The organism is Sphingopyxis sp. H073 (genome assembly GCF_001468395.1).
Classification (GTDB): domain Bacteria; phylum Pseudomonadota; class Alphaproteobacteria; order Sphingomonadales; family Sphingomonadaceae; genus Sphingopyxis.
Map to the genome: position 1 here is coordinate 435,752 of NZ_LNSG01000002.1, position 15,109 is coordinate 450,860.

The following is a 15,109-nucleotide window of genomic DNA, read 5'->3' on the forward strand; positions in this document are numbered from 1 at the left end:
TCGCGGTTAGACGGCGGTTCCGACCAGTCGTCCGATACCTGCCGTCAGCGCCATGGCGAGCGCCCCCCAGAAGACGACGCGCGCGACAGGCTTCAACGGCCTCGATCCGCCCGCCGTTGCCCCAACCCATCCGAGCAGAGCAAGAAAGAGGAGCGATGCAACGGCCTCGCCGGGCACAAGCCAGTCGTGTGGGAGCATCGCCGCCGCCAGCACAGGGAGCAGGGCGCCCAGTGTGAAGGTCCCGGCCGAGGTGAACGCGGCGGTGATCGGCCGCGCCGCTGTCATGTCGGTGATGTGAAGCTCGTCGCGGGCGTGGGTGCTGAGCGCATCGAACGCGGTCATCTGCATGGCGACGGTTTTCGCGACATCGGCATCGACGCCCCGTGCTCGATAGATGCCGGCAAGTTCGGCAAGCTCCGCATCGGGGTCTGTCGCCAGTTCGAGCCGTTCGCGTTCGAGGTCCGATCGCTCGGTGTCCGACTGGGAGCTCACCGAAACATATTCTCCGGCGGCCATCGACATCGCGCCCGCGACAAGCCCGGCAATCCCCGAGACAAGCACCGCGGAGCGCGGGGCCCCCGATGCGGCGACGCCCATGATGAGGCTTGCGGTCGATACGATGCCGTCATTGGCACCGAGCACGGCGGCTCGCAGCCAGCCAATGCGCGACACGAGATGGCTTTCGCGGTGGCTTCTCATCCATTGTTCCCCTGCGGTTTGGCTTCAGCCGGTTTAATCGCGTCGCCGTCGACAAGGTCTTCGACCATCAGGGCTATCAGGCCGACTTGCGAATGCACTCCGGCCTTGGCGTAGATGCGCGCGAGTTGCGCCCGGATCGTCCCCGCCGCCGCGCCGCGGAGGTGCGCAATCTCGGCTGCATCGAAGCCCTTGAGCGCGAAGAGCGCGACATCGGCCTCGGCAGCAGTCAGTTGCCAGTCGAGAAACCGCTGCCGGACAAGGTCCGACATCGCGCCGCGCGCCGCCGCGACCGCCGTCTCGTCAAGTCGGGCGCGAAGGATCAGCAAGCGCAGCTGGAGAGCGCCGAAGCCGACCCCGGCGAGAAGCGCAACGGTCGCGCCGGTTTCGACAAGCAGGTGCATGTTCCAGCCATCAGCGGCGATGTCGCCAGCGACATCGGCGATGAAGAAGATCGCCGCCACGGACTGGAGGACCACCAGAAAGGTGGTCGCGACCGCCCGGCGTTCCAGCGATCTTCGTCTTTCCTGCATGGCCACGGTTTACGCGCGGCCGGGCAACATAGCCAACAGGATTTCCCGGCCGCTGCGGCGCGTCTCGAAGGCCACCCCAGCGACATGCAGTGCGATCAGAATGTAGAGCAGATTGACGGCCGTCTCGTGGACTTCTTCCCACACGCTGTCCTCGCCGCCTGCGCCTTCGGGCACATCATCGTCGTCATGATCGCCCTGTTCTACAACCAGCTGCGGGCTGACATCGCCGGACCGCTCTGCGCGATCGAGAAAAGCCGTCGAAGGAGGCTCCGCCACAGCTATGCCGCTGGCGATGATGACCCCGAGCATGCTCCAGATCGCATAGACCATCAGCGCGCCGAGCGGATTGTGCGAGCGATGAACCTCCTTTTTGCCGACCCTGATATCGCGCAGGTGGGCAAGAGCCCGGCGGGGGCTCGGGAGAAAGGCCGAGAAGCGAGCCTCGGCGGGTCCTATCAACCCCCAAAGCAGGCGAAGCGCGAGGATGGCGGCCAGTGCATAGCCGACCCAGATATGCGCGCCCGAACCTTCCTCGGTGAACAGCGCGTTGGCGATGATCGCGGTCACGATCGACCAGTGGGTCACTTTGACTACGGGGTCCCAGCGTCGGCGCGGGCGAACGGGTTTCCCGAAACCTTCATCGGGATTTGGAGGAGGCGAAATCGACATGAGGCGTTCCTTCATTGGTTGAAGGTGTTGATCATGATGCGCACGCCTAAGCTATCGGCAAACTGCTTAGGGTCTTAGGTGTAAGCGCCTGCTTATGTCCGCGCATCGGGCCGCCAATGCGGTCAAAGACGATTTCCAGCCCCTCAAGCCGGCAGCATTTCCTTGGCCTCAAAAGTCCTCTCTGAACCATTTTCGGCGGCAAACGTTCAGCATTTGGACCACTCAGGGAGAGCCAATGTCCAAGCCCGGCGCCGCCGAATTCCTATCCTATGTTTCTGACCCGAGCTTTCCCTGCGTCGGCGCCAAATCGGCGGTGGCGCGGGGTAATCTGCGGATCATCGAAGCGCGAGATATGACGAGCGCATGGAACGATCTGGAGATACACCGCGCCTTGCTCGACTGGGCGCGCGATTTCGGAAGCGCGCGAGAGGGCCTGCGCAGTCTCGTCGTTCTATTCGATGGGCCTTCTAACTTGTCCGAGCAGGATTTTGAGGCCGCCATGTGGACGCGGCTGCAGTCGTTCGCTGACAAGGATGCCTGGCTCGGTCAGCCGTACGACGAGGCCGTCAGCTCCGATCCGGAGGATCCGCATTTTTCGTTGAGTTTCGGCGGCGTTGCCTTTTTCGTCGTCGGGCTGCACCCCAACGCTTCTCGCCCGGCGCGCCGGTTCTCGCGGCCGGCGCTCGTCTTCAATCTCCACGACCAATTTGAACAGCTACGCACAAAAGGAAGCTACGACAGGATGCGCGACATCATCGTCGAACGCGATGTGGCCCTCGCGGGCTTTGCCAATCCGATGCTCGCCCGGCACGGTGAAACCAGCGAGGCGAGGCAGTATAGCGGGCGGCAGGTCGAGGCCGACTGGACCTGCCCGTTTCGGGATCCGCGCCGTTGAAACCCGGGCAGCTCGAGATCGCTCCGCGAAGCGGCGTCGCCTTTACCATGGCGGCGGGACAGGCGCTGACGGTCTGGGATCCGGAGGGCGAACAGGTGTCGGACATGGTTGCCTATGCATCCGGCGACACGGGCGAATATCTGTCGAACGGGCGCACCTTCGATTATGAGGAGACGATCCGGCTGACGACGGGCCATCGCCTGTGGTCGAACCGTTCGCGGATCATGTTCGAAATCGAGGAAGATCGGGTGGGTACGCATGATTTCCTGCTTACACCCTGCAGCGAGGCGACCTTCCGGCACTTCTATCCCGACAAGCCGGTGCATCGCGGCTGTTTGGGGAATCTCGCTGAAGCCCTCGCTCCTTTTGGGATCAAGCCGGATGCCATTCCGGTGGCCTTCAACATCTTCATGAATGTGCCGATCGATCCCTCGACGGGCAGGGTGTCGGTCCTGGCGCCGCGCAGCCGGGCAGGCGATTATATCCGCCTTCGCGCATCCATCGATTGCATCGTCGGGCTCACCGCCTGTTCGGCCTATGCTTCGAACGGCGGCAGTTTCAAACCGATCCACTATGCCGTCGACTGATCTGGCCGTCTTGCCGACCGACCGGGCGGCATCCTCGGCGATCGGGGACATCGTCTCGGCGCTTTCTCGCTGGCGGGTCGCCGTCAGTTACGGCTGGCGCCATCGCCGCCTGCTCAATCTCGATGCGCCGATCCGGTTCACCGAACTGGTTCAGATGCGCAAATTATATGATCGGTCTCCCGGCCAAACGCTGCTGATGGACAAGGTCGAGTCCAAGCGCCTCGCCGGGGCCGCGCTCGGAACGGAATGGGTGGTTCCGACGCTCTGGTCGGGGAAGATGTTGCCCGACGAGATTCCCTTTGCGGTTCCTGCCATCCTCAAGGCGCGTCATGGCTGCAATCAAAATGCCGTGCTGTGCGAAGCGCCCTCCGCGGCGCAATGGCGCCGGCTGCAACGCCGGTCGCAGCGCTGGCAGCGATCGCCATATGGCCTATGGCTCGACGAATGGGCCTATCGCGACGTACCGCGCGGTCTGATTGCCGAACCGTTGCTCGGCGGAAAATTGCCGCTGCCGATCGATTACAAGATGTACGTTTTCGGGGGTCAGGCGACCCATGTGCAGGTCCATTTGGATCGCGGTGGCCGACACCGCTGGATTTTGCATGATCGCAATTGGCGGCCTTTGGTCGACAATATCGATCGCCCTCAAGCGCCCTCCTCCTTGTCGGCCATGCTCTCCGCTGCCGAAACCCTGGCGCGCGGCATGAGCTTTCTTCGCGTCGATTTCTATGAAGTCGAGGGCCATCCCTATTTTGGCGAATTCTGTCTGTATCCCGGTTCAGGGTTCGACCCTTTCGCTGCAGACTGGATCGACCTCGAACTGGGCGCCTTATGGCTAGATGCGATGGCAAGTTGATACTCGATCATCAGCATTCGAGGCGATTGCGCGCATAGCTGGAATATTCCCTTGCCCGCCGCGTGCCGCGCGAGTTTTCAATCGGCACGCGAATAGCGGGGATCACGCGCTAAAAGTGTTTTGAAAGCGCGATACTGAATTGCCGGGGCGCCATGGGCGTATATTGCCGCATCGTCGCGAAACGGAGCGAATTGCCGAACGCAAAACTGTCCTCGTCCTCGCCGAACAGGTTTTCGACGCGTGCGGTCAGATCGAGCCCCGCGACTTTCAGATGTCCCTCCAGCCCGCCCTCGATCAGGTTCCCCATCGGTCGGTCGACCAACGGGTCGAAACTGAGCCTTGAAGGTCCTACGTAACGCAGGCGCAGCGCCAGCGAGGCTTCGGCTCCAGCGATTTCGAAGTCACGGCTGATCGCGGTGCGGACGACATAAGAGGGGACGACGGGCAGGCGCCGGTCATCGAGCGCGATGCCAAGGTTGTTGCGCACCAAGCGAGCCGAGACGAGATTGGCGCCGCTTTCGAGCTTCCAACCTCTGCCGAGCGGTACGGAAAGGCTCACCTCGGCGCCGACGATCCGGCCTTGCCCTGCATTGCGGGTTTCGATCAGCCCGTCGCTCTCGAGCAGGTCGGACTGGATATGGTCCCAGCGGCTGTACCAGAGGCCGGCGTCGAGCTGCCCGCTGCCCAGTTGCTGTCGCCAGCCGGCTTCGAGTGTTTGCAACTCGTCGCCCTTGAGCAATTGCAACTCGCCCGCCGGATTGATGTCCGACCCGCCTTGCCGGACGGCCGAGCCATAGCGCAGGTAGATCAGCCGATCGCTCCGCGGATGCCAGGACAGCGCAACGCTTGGGGTGAAGCCGGTTCGCCCGAAGCGTTCATATTCGGTCCCCACAGGAACAAGCCGCGATTCCGAGACGCGGGTGTGGAACGCGCGGCCGCCGACGTCGAGGCTGAACCTGGGTGCAAGTGCGAAGCCGACATCGCCGAACAACGCAAGATCGCTCGTCGTGCGCCGATCGTCGTCGATAAGCAGCGCCGCATTGGCCGACGCCAGCGATGCGACGAAGTCTTGACTGGCGCGAACATAAGACAGGCCGACGAGCCAGCGGATCGGTCCGCGATCGCTGCTGATGCGCAGTTCATTATCGAGCACGCGATATTGCCTGTCGTCGCTCAGGATGAGCGGATCGGCGAGCCCGAACTGGCCGGCGCCCATTGTTGCATCGAGTTGGTCGCCGACCTCGTGCCAGGTCATGCCGCTGACCAGTTCGACAGTCACATCGCCTTCGCGAGCCAAGCGTGCGGCAATGTGGCGCAGGTCGTTGTCATGCGGCTCGGGGCGTTGGGCAGCGCGCGAGCGCGCGCCGGGAGCATAGACATATTGGCTGTCGCGCGACCCAAGAAACTGGACAACTCCCGACAGGTCGAGCCGCCAGCGGTCACCCAGTTCGACGCCAAGCGCCGCGCGGGCTCCTTCGACGCGGGTGCGATTGGCGTTGCGACGCGTACCGGTCTCTATCCACCCCGGCTCGTCGGCGCGGTAGCCGACCAGCCGCAACGCGGCAGATCCTTGGGCGAGCGGCAGATTGACGATCGCCGATGCCGAGAGGCCGGTTCCGCCGCCGGACACGAGTGTGGCGCCGCCGGTCATGCTGGCCGTGAAGCTCTCGGGATCGGCACGCCGGGTTACGATATGATAGGTGCCGCCGAGCGCCCCGGTCCCGTAGAGCGATCCTTGCGGCCCCTTGATCACCTCGGCCCGCTCGACGTCGACGAGCCTAAGATCGGGGTCCGGCGCGGAATAGGTAAGACGCGATCCGTCGAGGACGATCGCGACCGTCGACTGGCTTTCGCCGTTGAAGGCGCTGTCGGCGATACCGCGCAGGAACATGCGGTTGCGGCCCGGCCCGAGGCCCGTCATCGAGAACCCGTCCACCGCCGCTGCGACGCGCGCGGTATCCGAAGCCGGATCGACCCCGTCGGATGCGGATGGAATGAAGACCGACACCGCCAAAGGCAAATTTGCGAGCGGGGCCTCTCGTTTCGTCGCTGTGACGATGATCGTTGCTGGATCGTTCGAATCTTGAGGCTTGGAACCGTCGGGCGGTGGGTGCGGGGCATTGGAAACGGGCACGCGCTCGATCCGCCACGCATTGCCGCCGACCCGTCGGGCGACATAGCCGGTGCCCGCCAGCAAGCGCGCGAGTGCCTGATCGACGGTCAATTGGCCATGAATGGCGGGTGTCCGCAAATTGGGAAGCCGTCCCTCGATGCCGATCGATACGCCCGCTTCGCGCGACAGTTGATCGATCGCCCGCGCCAAAGTGGCGGCAGGGATGTCTATTGTCTGCCGCGCTGGTTCGCGCGCGTCAGCGGGGGGGCAATTCCAGGCGATAGCCGTTATCGCGGCGGTCAAGCCGAAGGCCCATGAGCCGCGAAAGATCGCGAAGCGCCGCCTGTCCATCGCCAATGACCAACGTCCCCGAAAACTGCCGGGCGGCGACAGCGTCGGCGACCACGACCTTGACGCCCGCATAGCGGGACAGGTCGGCCGCGACCAGCGCCAATGGCGCGCGGTCGTAACTGAGCCGGCCGCTGCGCCAAGCCCCGACCTGTTCGCCGGGGATGGCGCGAACCTGCGCGATATGCGTCCTGCCGTCGACCTGCAAACTGCGGCCCCCGGACAATTCGATGCTGCGCGCTAGGCGCGCTCCGGACACTTTCACCTTGCCGTCGGCCACCGCGACGCGCACGCCGGCACCGGCAGTCTGGATGTCGAAGCGCGTGCCGACGTCACTGATTGTCAGACCATCGGCGGTGATCGCCATTTTCCGGCCGGGGTCGTGGCGAATATCGAACCACGCCCCGCCGGCCAAGGCGAGGCGATCCTGGTGGCGCCCCGCCACCTCGAGCCGGCTGTACGGCGCGAGTTCGATCCGCGATCCGTCATTGAGCGCGATCGCGCGTGTCTTCGCTCCGGTGACATAAATCGCGGGGTCGGGTTCGGCGAGGCGTGGCACGAGCATCGTTGCAACCAACGCAGCGGCAACAGCGCCGCCGCCCCAGCCTAGCCATTTTGCGCGGCGAGGGAGGGGCAGCGTGGCTTTTTCATCGTTGGCGGGCATCGCGATGCGCGGTGCCAGCGTCTCGCGATGGTCATCGATGATGGCGCCTGTCAGCATTATTTGATCATAGGCTGCGGCATGGCGCGGATCGGCCTCCAGCCATAGCGTAAGGCCGTCCCAATCCATGTCGTCAGTGTCGCTCGCGGCATGCCATGCGGCGGCCTCGGCGACGATCCTGTCCATTTCCCCATTCATAGCTTTTCATCCGGTCGCGGCCTGGCCGCGTCTGACCGCCCCTGCCACTGTAACGCCGCGGCGTCGAAAAATCCGCAGTCGGCCAGCGCATCGCGCAAATGTCTCATCGCGAGCGCGAGATGTTTCTCTACGCCGCTGCGGCTAATGCCCATGATGGTTGCAACTTCCGCCTGACCGTGCCCATCGAAGCGGTGCAGTCGCAAGGCGCGCTGTGCTCCCGGAGGCAGCGCTGCGATCGCCTGCGCCAGAAAGTCGGCTTCCTGCTGCCGCGCCAGTACTTCATCGGGGGGAAGCGCCGGATCGGCGCGTAGTTCGCTTGCCACGGCTTCGCCATCGCCTTCCAGCCAACGCCGGTCGCGCTGCATCGCGCGATACTGACCCCGGCGCCGATCGAGCAAAAGATTGTTCGCCATGCGAAACAGATAGGCGCGCCCATTGGCTACCGGACCGCTTGGATTGTTGGCGGCCTTCAGCCACAATTCCTGCAAACAGTCGTCAGCCTCATAGGCGTTGCCGCAGCGCGCGCGCAAGAACCGCAGCAATTCGCCGCGATGCCGATCGAACAGTGATACGAGACCAGCAGTCGGCTCCATTGCGGCAACTGTCTCCCGACCGGGGGCGCCGCGCCGAAAATCATCGGGTCGCAATGGCGAAAAGCCCCTTAACAGACTTTGTTATCGGCTGCGCTTGCACTGAAATACAATCATGCGCAAATCCCGCCGCGACGAAGACATCGAAAAGCGCGCTTTCGTCATAGAGCCGGTGAAGGCCGGCGCGGGTGAACGACCAGCCGCGCATTGCGTCGCGATGGGTGACATAAGCAACCACCCGCCCACCCGGTTTGAGGGTCCGATGCAGGCGAGCGAGCGCAATCCCGTCCGCCTTGCAGAAGTAGAGCATGTTAAGGAGCAGCGCGGCGTCGAAGCTTGCATCGGGAAAACACATTGTCTCCAAACTCGCGCGATGCACCGTGCCGACGCCATCGAGCCGCGCGGCGGCCATGCGCGCCATCAGGTCGGATGGATCGACCCCGGTGACGCGCGCAGCGGCGCGTCGCCGCAAAGCGACGAGCGCCGAACCGGTGCCGCACCCGACATCGAGGATATGCTCACCCGCGCGCGGCGCGAGCAGATCGAGCGCGAGCCGGGTCGGCTTGCGGTTCGCCAGGTCCATGGCAAGGCCGACGAACCGCCCGGCCGCGCCGTGCGGCCGCGCGAGCTGTCCGGCAAATGCTGTCGCCAGCGCCATGGCCCTACTGGGCCTTGGCGAGCAGCGTCTGAACCTCGCGGCGGCGACCGGCGTCCCACACCGGGCGAGTTGCATCGTGCGGCGCGCGTAACGCCTTTTGCAGGAACAGTCGCGCGCCCTTGGTATCGCCTTGGTCGAGCAGAAAGTCGCCGTAGAAATAATTGGCGTCGAGTCCGCCCGGATCGAGCGCCAGCGCTTCCTTGAGCAGCTTGCGCGCCTTGTCATCGTCGCCGAAGCCGATCGGTGATCCGGGCACCTTGTAGTAGAGGACGCCGAGGCTCATCGCGGCGCCGCCATTGGCCGCGCGCGGATTGATCGCATAGGCGCGGGCGATGATATCGCGCGCCTTGGTGGCGAGCCCGAGCTTGTGCAGGAAATTCGCACGGTTGGCCTGCTCGCTGGTGACGATCCCCTGCCACAACAGCGGTTCGGCCTTGCCCGGATTGCGCGCAACGATCTGCGCGGCCTGTTTCGCGAGCGCATCAAGCGCTTTGGTCTGGGTGCTCGATCCGCGGACTTCGTAGACGATATGCGCCCAGCCGTCGTTGATCGATTTTACATCCTCGGTGACGCCGGCGAGGACGGCGACCGGCATCGTGGCGAGAAGGATTGCGGCGACTGTGCTCGACAGGGTGAGGCGCTTGTTCATCTTATGCTCCTTTGTCTTGGATCAGGAAAATTCGGCGCGGGCGCGCTTGATCTGCGGCGCCAGGCCGGAATCGATCAACGCGGGGGACACGGCGTTGAGCGCCGCATAGACGCGCTCGATCAGGCCGATGTTGACTGTCGCTCGCTTGGCCAGGATCGCCGCGACGATACGGTCGGCCACCCAGTCGGGCGCATCGGCCTTCATCCCCGTGATTTCGAGGAAGCGGTTGACGTCGGCATTGTTGAAGGCCGTGCGTGCGGCGCGCGGATTGATGTGGGTGACGGTGACGCCGGTGCCGCCTAGTTCGCGCCGCAATCCCTGGCTGAGTGCGGCGAGGCCTGCCTTGCTGCTCGAATAGGCCGCGAACCACGGATAGGGGATCGACCCCAGCACCGATCCGATGTTGACGATCTGGCCATGACCGCGCCGTCGCATCGGTCCCGCCACCGCGCGGGCCAGCACCGCCGGGACGAGCAGGTTGACGCGGTAGCATAGAGCGAGCGCCTCGACCGGTTGGCTCTCGTGCAGGCCGAAGCGCTGGATGCCGGCGATATTGACCAGGATGTCGGGCGGGTCGTCCGCGAGCCGGTCGGTGAGCGTCGCGAGCGCGATGTCGTCTGCGAGGTCGGTGACGATATTGGCGTCGCAGGCCACGCTTTCGATACGGTCGATGCCGATCGTCTGCGCGCCCGCCGCAGCGAGCAAGCGCGCGACGGGCGTGCCGAGCCCGCCCGCGGCGCCGGTGATCGCGACGCGTTTGCCTTCAAGCGTGCGCATGCGCGGGCTCCAGTTCGATCGCAGCAAAGATGCCGCCGAACAGGCCGAATATCTCCTGCGCCATCGACAGGATGGCGTCGCGGTCCGCGGGATCGTCGAGCCCGTTCACCAGATTGGCGAAGAAGGTCATATGCTCCTGGTCAAGCGCACCGTGCGAGGTCAAATAGGTGAAGGCTTGCGGGGGAAGACCGAGCTTCTTGGCGACCGCCGCGGCCCCACGTGTCGCGAAGGCGACGCTGACGCTTTCGAGCACATAGACCATCCCGAAAAAGGCCATTGCATTGCCGTTCGCGATCCGGGCATAGGCGTGATCGACCATCGCCGCCGTGGCTGGTCCCGGCTTGCTGGCGCGCACAGCCTCGGCATCGCCGCCTGCTGCTGCGATGTCGGACAAGATCCATTCCTCATGCCCGGTTTCCTCGGCGATATAATCGTCGAGCGCGGCGACGATATCGGCGCGATCGGTCAGCCGTGCGCGCGCGGCCTGCATCAGAGGGACAGTGTGGCGAACATGGTGATAGGCCTGCTCCAGATAATCGAGATAGGCGCCGCGACTGATCGTGCCGTTGAGGCCCGCCTGTAATTGCGGAACTGCGAGGAAGCGCAGCCGTTCGCGGACGGTGCGCGCTTCTAGCTCGGTGAAGAAAAGGGGCGGACCATTCAAATAGGCGGCGGCGATTGCAGCGCGGCGCAGGCGGCCATTGCCCGTCAGTTGTCCGTTCATCGGCGTGAAGTGCGCGGCCTCGCGCCACGCGCTTATCTGGGCATAAGCGGGCAGCTTCTCATTTGCTCGTGCGACCGCTGCCGCGAGATCGGCGTCGGGATGGCTTGGCACCAGCAATGCGGCCGGCGTCGGCAACCCGTCGCCATAAACCATCGCCTGCATGACTTCGGGCTGCTCGACCAGCGCGGCCTCGACCCATTCCGGCGAAATATTGCGGCCGAAACTGGTGATGATCAGGTTCGATTTACGACCCTCGATATGCAGTCGGCCATCGCTGTCGATGGAACCGATATCGCCGGTTTGGAGCGGCGATCCGGGCGCTTCGCCGCCCACCGCGCCAAGGCAGACCGGGCCGTCAAGGATGATTTCGCCATCGTCGGCGACCCGTACGGTCATGTGGGGCAGGCAACGGCCGACCGAAGACGGATCGTCGTCGCCTGCGTCCTGAAGAGAGACGACCGACGCGCATTCGGTCAGGCCATAGCCCTGCCGGACGGGCAGGCCTAGCCGACGGGCGCGGTCCATCAAGGGGATCGATGTCCGCGCACCGCCGACCGCGACGAGCGTCAGTAGCGGCAGGCGAAGGCCCGTCGTCTCCATGACGCGAACCAGTCCCTCAAGATATTCGGGAACGAGGATCAGCGAGGTGATGCGCTGTTCGGCGATGATCGTCGCCGCCTTGACGAAATCGGGGCGAAAGGGATCGGCGAAGCCGATCATTGCCTGCGGCGGACAGACATAGCAGCCGCCTGCGAGCAGCGTCGGGAAGAAGCCGGCAACGGTCTCCAAAAGAATACCGGGCGGCAAGAGCGCGAGATGCCGCCCCGCATGTTCGGCGCCCACAGCTGCGACGATCGATTGCGCCACGGTGAGCATATGATCGGCGGAGAGGCAGATGCCCTTCGGCGTGCCCGTCGATCCCGAGGTGAAGGTGATCCGCGCCGTCCCGCTTGGCAGCGGGACGGACGCGGACCTGCGGGACCGGGCCGTTCCCAAGGGGCTTTGTATCGGGTCGGGATCGGCGCCGCAGAGGGCGATGGCGTGGCGCGATTGCTCGCGGGTGAAAAAGGCTGGCAACGACAGCACCGGGATCTTCGCTCGGAGCAGGGCGAGTTCGACGATTGACGTTTCCGCGCCGTGATCGCTTTGTAACGCGACTGCGCGGTCGGTCTCAAACCGAGCCATCATAGCGAGCGACCGCTCGCCCAACTCAGCCCACAAGGCGCCGTAAGTGATCGGAGCACCATCGAGTGCATCGAGTGCAATGCGCTGAGGATCGGCTGCGGCGTGGGCGGCAATGGCTTGGAATAACGGCATGTCAGGCAACCTCACGGCGAAATCGGCGGTCGAGAAAGGCGTTGATGGCGTGCTGACCGTCCGAAATGACGCCGGTGCAAATCCGGGGATCCTGATCGAAATAGCCGCCCCAGTCGGCCGCCGCTGGTCCGAGCCGGTCGGGACACGCTTCGGCGATATCGACGATCGGTACGCCGATGCGCCGGAACATGTGCCGCAAAGGACGCGTCAGGGTGGCGACCGCAACCTCGCCGAGCGCCGACAGGTCGTTCGCCGCGGCGCCCCACAGCAGGATCATCGCCTGCGGGCTGACTGCAGCGAAATTGCCGATCTCGATGATCTCGGTCCGCGCGACGGGGCGCGAATGAGCCGCGCTCACCAGTGCTTCGACCGGCTGATCCAGATAGACTTCTAGAAAGAGCGGATCGGTCCCGGCGCGGGCATAGCCAAGCGCTGCCGTCGATTCCCGCTCGGTACGGCAACTGATATAGGCGGCAAAGTTCGGCGAAAGGTTGGCCCCGAAGGCTTCGCGATAGCGGTGGCCGATCATCTGCAATTCTGCGTGGTGCGACATGCATATCTCCTTGCACTCACACGAACGACGCCGCCGCGCCGCCACCTCCACAGTCGGAAAAATGCAATCGCGGAAAAAAGTATCAGCGCGCGCTACCCTGCGCGGCGTGGTCGCAAGTCCTTGCTTTGCATATCCGCCGGTCTAATATCGCGCTTGGCAGTCAAGGGGCTTTGCTTGCCGTTTACGGGCCCCTTTGGTCCTCGAAACGAGGGATATTGCTATGCATAAATTACTGACTTTCGTCGGCGCTGCGACTTTGTTGTCGATCGCCACGCCAGCCCATGCCAGCGACAAGAGCTGGGACGATGCCGGTTCGATCGCGCGCGACGCGCTCGTCGTCGCAGCGTTCGGCGTACCCGCCGTGCAGGGCGATTGGGACGGCGCATTGCAGGCTGGCGGCAGCGTCGTCGTCGCTGGGGGCCTGTCCTATGGGCTCAAGGAAGCGTTTCCGGAGCGTCGCCCCGACGGGAGCGACAACAAGAGCTTCCCGTCGGGACACACGTCGGTGTCCTTTGCCGCAGCGGCGACGTTGCAGAATCGATACGGCTGGAAGGTAGGCGTACCCGCGCAATTGGTCGCAGCCTTCGTCGGTCTGAGCCGTGTCGAGGCGAACAAGCATCATGTCCATGATGTGCTGGTCGGTGCAGCGATCGGAGAAGCTTCCGGTTTCCTCATTACGCGCAAGGCCAATGATCGCATCGAGCTATTTCCTTGGGGTGACACCAAGAGCGGCGGCATCGCGCTAACGATGCGGTTCTGAAGCGCCTTAGAGGCATCGATAGTATCGCAATGATTTGTTGTCCTCGGCAGCGAACGCTTGCCTGCAAACGTCCGCTTTCGCTAATTCTCGATCCAAAGCCGACTGTCTCCTTGCGGCCACAAGCGCCATCACTCCGAAATTAATGGCCGTGGACGCAGAGCGGCCGCGAAGTTATCATTCCGCGGTTCGCTGCACTCCCGTCTCTCTCACCGCCCTGATGGTGGGATAGCCATTGACCGCCATGAGCAAGTCGGCTTCCGCGAGGATCGACCGGAGTACATGCGCGGCGCCATTCGCGCCGCCAATCGCAAGGCCATAGGCGTAGGGGCGACCGATCCCGACGGCCTTCGCTCCGAGCGCGAGCGCCTTCACGACGTCGCTCCCCGACCGGACGCCGCTGTCGAACAAGACCGGCGTATCGCCGGCGGCCTTTACCACGTCGGGCAGCATGTCGATCGCCGCAATGCCGCCATTGGCCTGCCTGCCGCCGTGGTTGGAGCAATAGATGGCGTCGATGCCATGGTCGACGGCCTTTCTGGCGTCGTCGGGGTGGCAGATGCCCTTCAAAACGATCGGCAAGCGGGTGATAGACTTGAACCAGCCGATGTCGCTCCAGGTCAGCACCTTGCCGAAATGTGTCGCCCAGGCTTGAACGGCAGCGGCGATGTCCTCTTCGGGCGGGCGCGCCAGCAACGATCGGAAGACCGGGTCCGAAAAATAATTCTCGAGCACCTTGCCGCGAAGCTGCGGAAAATTGGCTGAGTTGAGATCGCGCGGCCGCCATCCCGTGACCCACGTATCCAGCGTGATGACCAAAGCCTTGTAACCCGCGGCTTCGGCGCGGCGGATCAGACTCTCGGCCAGATCCGCATTCTTCGGGGTATAGAGCTGGAAGAATCCGGGCGTCTCGCCCGCCGCCTTTGCTACCTCTTCGAGCGGACTGTTCGACAGCGTCGACGCGCAAAATGGCACCCCGGTCAAGGCCGATGCCTTTGCCACCGCGATGTCGCCGCGGCGATCCTGTGTCATTTCGCCGTTCACGCCGATCGGCGCCATGAAAATCGGGGAGGGTAACTTCATCCCGAACAGATCGACTGACAGGTCTCGCGTCGTACAATCGACAAGCATCCGCGGCACCATGCCCCAGTGATGGAAGGCGTCGACGTTCGAGCGCTGCGTATGTTCGTCGCCGCATCCGCCTTGCACATAGTTCAGTATCGAGGGCGAAAGGGCATGTTCCGCGCGCTGTTCCAGTGTCGCGAAATCGACCGGATAATCGGGAAGGATCCCGCGCAGCCCGTCTTGATAGATCTGCGTTTGAAGATCGCCATAATGGCCCATCATTCCGTCTCCCTGTTTCGTCGGCGCAGCTTCGCGCGCGCCGACCCTCCGCTCGTCTCTTTGACCGATGCGGCCTCTTTTTGCACCGATTCACTGGGGCGCTCGATGCCGATTGGCGCACATTTCCGCTGACGGTCCAGGAAAGTTACCAGCATCATGTAAAAACTACTAGCAGGTAGATATT

Annotated in this window: 16 protein-coding genes; 4 read left to right on the forward strand and 12 right to left on the reverse strand. The window is 64.0% G+C overall.

The window, feature by feature from the left end; translation table 11 throughout:
* Positions 1 to 6: 6 nt before the first annotated feature.
* The 3 genes from ATE64_RS05110 to ATE64_RS05120 are packed head-to-tail and all read right to left on the reverse strand — an operon-like array spanning position 7 to position 1,913.
* Positions 7 to 699 (reverse strand): VIT family protein, encoded by a 693-nt coding sequence (locus ATE64_RS05110; RefSeq protein WP_058454216.1) that lies wholly within the window; start codon positions 697 to 699, stop codon positions 7 to 9.
* A complete protein-coding gene (locus ATE64_RS05115; RefSeq protein ID WP_156416470.1) occupies positions 696 to 1,229 on the reverse strand; it encodes a helix-turn-helix transcriptional regulator in 534 nt (177 codons plus the stop codon). Before ATE64_RS05115 ends, ATE64_RS05110 begins: the two co-directional genes overlap by 4 nt.
* A 9-nt stretch (positions 1,230 to 1,238) precedes the next feature.
* A complete protein-coding gene (locus ATE64_RS05120) occupies positions 1,239 to 1,913 on the reverse strand; it encodes a cytochrome b/b6 domain-containing protein (RefSeq protein ID WP_156416471.1) in 675 nt (224 codons plus the stop codon).
* A 220-nt stretch (positions 1,914 to 2,133) separates the two neighbouring features.
* Between ATE64_RS05120 and gntA the strand changes: the two genes are divergently transcribed.
* Genes gntA through ATE64_RS05135 form a run of 3 tightly spaced genes read left to right on the forward strand, consistent with a single transcriptional unit; the run spans position 2,134 to position 4,236 of the window.
* The gene (gene gntA, locus ATE64_RS05125) at positions 2,134 to 2,793 is read left to right on the forward strand and encodes a guanitoxin biosynthesis heme-dependent pre-guanitoxin N-hydroxylase GntA (protein WP_058454213.1); all 660 of its coding nucleotides are present in this window, start codon (positions 2,134 to 2,136) and stop codon (positions 2,791 to 2,793) included.
* A complete protein-coding gene (locus tag ATE64_RS05130) occupies positions 2,790 to 3,380 on the forward strand; it encodes an urea carboxylase-associated family protein (RefSeq protein WP_082657583.1) in 591 nt (196 codons plus the stop codon). Before gntA ends, ATE64_RS05130 begins: the two co-directional genes overlap by 4 nt.
* Positions 3,367 to 4,236: an ATP-grasp fold amidoligase family protein gene (locus ATE64_RS05135; RefSeq protein ID WP_231729035.1), complete on the forward strand. Its 870-nt coding sequence runs from the start codon at positions 3,367 to 3,369 to the stop codon at positions 4,234 to 4,236. The genes ATE64_RS05130 and ATE64_RS05135 overlap by 14 nt, the downstream gene beginning before the upstream one ends.
* A gap of 109 nt (positions 4,237 to 4,345) precedes the next feature.
* Here the strand turns inward: ATE64_RS05135 and ATE64_RS05140 are convergent, their stop codons facing one another.
* From ATE64_RS05140 to ATE64_RS05175, 8 genes are read right to left on the reverse strand one after another with little or no spacing between them, the layout of a single operon-like run.
* Positions 4,346 to 6,559, reverse strand: a complete 2,214-nt coding sequence (locus ATE64_RS05140) for a TonB-dependent receptor (protein WP_231729036.1) — start codon at positions 6,557 to 6,559, stop codon at positions 4,346 to 4,348.
* Positions 6,560 to 6,605: 46 nt separating this feature from the next.
* Positions 6,606 to 7,544 carry a FecR domain-containing protein gene (locus ATE64_RS05145; RefSeq protein ID WP_058800151.1) on the reverse strand — a complete coding sequence of 313 codons (939 nt, stop codon included), beginning with the start codon at positions 7,542 to 7,544 and terminating at the stop codon, positions 6,606 to 6,608.
* Between the two features lie 8 nt (positions 7,545 to 7,552).
* The gene (locus ATE64_RS05150) at positions 7,553 to 8,203 is read right to left on the reverse strand and encodes an RNA polymerase sigma factor (RefSeq protein ID WP_231734690.1); all 651 of its coding nucleotides are present in this window, start codon (positions 8,201 to 8,203) and stop codon (positions 7,553 to 7,555) included.
* Positions 8,190 to 8,804 (reverse strand): class I SAM-dependent methyltransferase, encoded by a 615-nt coding sequence (locus ATE64_RS05155; RefSeq protein WP_058454210.1) that lies wholly within the window; start codon positions 8,802 to 8,804, stop codon positions 8,190 to 8,192. Before ATE64_RS05155 ends, ATE64_RS05150 begins: the two co-directional genes overlap by 14 nt.
* A gap of 4 nt (positions 8,805 to 8,808) precedes the next feature.
* Positions 8,809 to 9,453, reverse strand: coding sequence for a tetratricopeptide repeat protein (locus tag ATE64_RS05160; RefSeq protein ID WP_058454209.1), 645 nt, complete (start codon positions 9,451 to 9,453; stop codon positions 8,809 to 8,811).
* 21 nt (positions 9,454 to 9,474) lie between these two features.
* On the reverse strand, positions 9,475 to 10,230 hold the full coding sequence (locus ATE64_RS05165; RefSeq protein WP_058454208.1) for an SDR family NAD(P)-dependent oxidoreductase: 756 nt from the start codon (positions 10,228 to 10,230) through the stop codon (positions 9,475 to 9,477).
* The gene (locus ATE64_RS05170) at positions 10,217 to 12,271 is read right to left on the reverse strand and encodes an AMP-binding protein (RefSeq protein WP_058454207.1); all 2,055 of its coding nucleotides are present in this window, start codon (positions 12,269 to 12,271) and stop codon (positions 10,217 to 10,219) included. Before ATE64_RS05170 ends, ATE64_RS05165 begins: the two co-directional genes overlap by 14 nt.
* 1 nt (position 12,272) lies before the next feature.
* Positions 12,273 to 12,824 carry a thermostable hemolysin gene (locus ATE64_RS05175; RefSeq protein ID WP_058454206.1) on the reverse strand — a complete coding sequence of 184 codons (552 nt, stop codon included), beginning with the start codon at positions 12,822 to 12,824 and terminating at the stop codon, positions 12,273 to 12,275.
* A gap of 220 nt (positions 12,825 to 13,044) precedes the next feature.
* On the opposite strand from ATE64_RS05175, the gene ATE64_RS05180 reads away from it, so the two are divergent.
* Complete coding sequence (locus tag ATE64_RS05180) at positions 13,045 to 13,584, forward strand: phosphatase PAP2 family protein (protein ID WP_058454205.1); 540 nt, start codon at positions 13,045 to 13,047, stop codon at positions 13,582 to 13,584.
* 174 nt (positions 13,585 to 13,758) lie between these two features.
* Here ATE64_RS05180 and ATE64_RS05185 read toward each other — a convergent pair whose 3' ends face one another.
* Positions 13,759 to 14,925: a lactate 2-monooxygenase gene (locus tag ATE64_RS05185; RefSeq protein ID WP_058454394.1), complete on the reverse strand. Its 1,167-nt coding sequence runs from the start codon at positions 14,923 to 14,925 to the stop codon at positions 13,759 to 13,761.
* Positions 14,926 to 15,109 lie beyond the last annotated feature (184 nt).

What these genes read in the sequence shown, in the direction of transcription:
- ATE64_RS05110 (WP_058454216.1), bottom strand. Translation starts at nt 699, where the DNA reads ATGAGAAGCCACCGCGAAAGCCATCTCGTGTCGCGCATTGGCTGGCTG.
- ATE64_RS05115 (WP_156416470.1), bottom strand. Translation starts at nt 1,229, where the DNA reads ATGCAGGAAAGACGAAGATCGCTGGAACGCCGGGCGGTCGCGACCACC.
- ATE64_RS05120 (WP_156416471.1), bottom strand. Translation starts at nt 1,913, where the DNA reads ATGAAGGAACGCCTCATGTCGATTTCGCCTCCTCCAAATCCCGATGAA.
- gntA (WP_058454213.1), top strand. Translation starts at nt 2,134, where the DNA reads ATGTCCAAGCCCGGCGCCGCCGAATTCCTATCCTATGTTTCTGACCCG.
- ATE64_RS05135 (WP_231729035.1), top strand. Translation starts at nt 3,367, where the DNA reads ATGCCGTCGACTGATCTGGCCGTCTTGCCGACCGACCGGGCGGCATCC.
- ATE64_RS05145 (WP_058800151.1), bottom strand. Translation starts at nt 7,544, where the DNA reads ATGGACAGGATCGTCGCCGAGGCCGCCGCATGGCATGCCGCGAGCGAC.
- ATE64_RS05155 (WP_058454210.1), bottom strand. Translation starts at nt 8,804, where the DNA reads ATGGCGCTGGCGACAGCATTTGCCGGACAGCTCGCGCGGCCGCACGGC.
- ATE64_RS05160 (WP_058454209.1), bottom strand. Translation starts at nt 9,453, where the DNA reads ATGAACAAGCGCCTCACCCTGTCGAGCACAGTCGCCGCAATCCTTCTC.
- ATE64_RS05165 (WP_058454208.1), bottom strand. Translation starts at nt 10,230, where the DNA reads ATGCGCACGCTTGAAGGCAAACGCGTCGCGATCACCGGCGCCGCGGGC.
- ATE64_RS05170 (WP_058454207.1), bottom strand. Translation starts at nt 12,271, where the DNA reads ATGCCGTTATTCCAAGCCATTGCCGCCCACGCCGCAGCCGATCCTCAG.
- ATE64_RS05175 (WP_058454206.1), bottom strand. Translation starts at nt 12,824, where the DNA reads ATGTCGCACCACGCAGAATTGCAGATGATCGGCCACCGCTATCGCGAA.
- ATE64_RS05180 (WP_058454205.1), top strand. Translation starts at nt 13,045, where the DNA reads ATGCATAAATTACTGACTTTCGTCGGCGCTGCGACTTTGTTGTCGATC.
- ATE64_RS05185 (WP_058454394.1), bottom strand. Translation starts at nt 14,925, where the DNA reads ATGGGCCATTATGGCGATCTTCAAACGCAGATCTATCAAGACGGGCTG.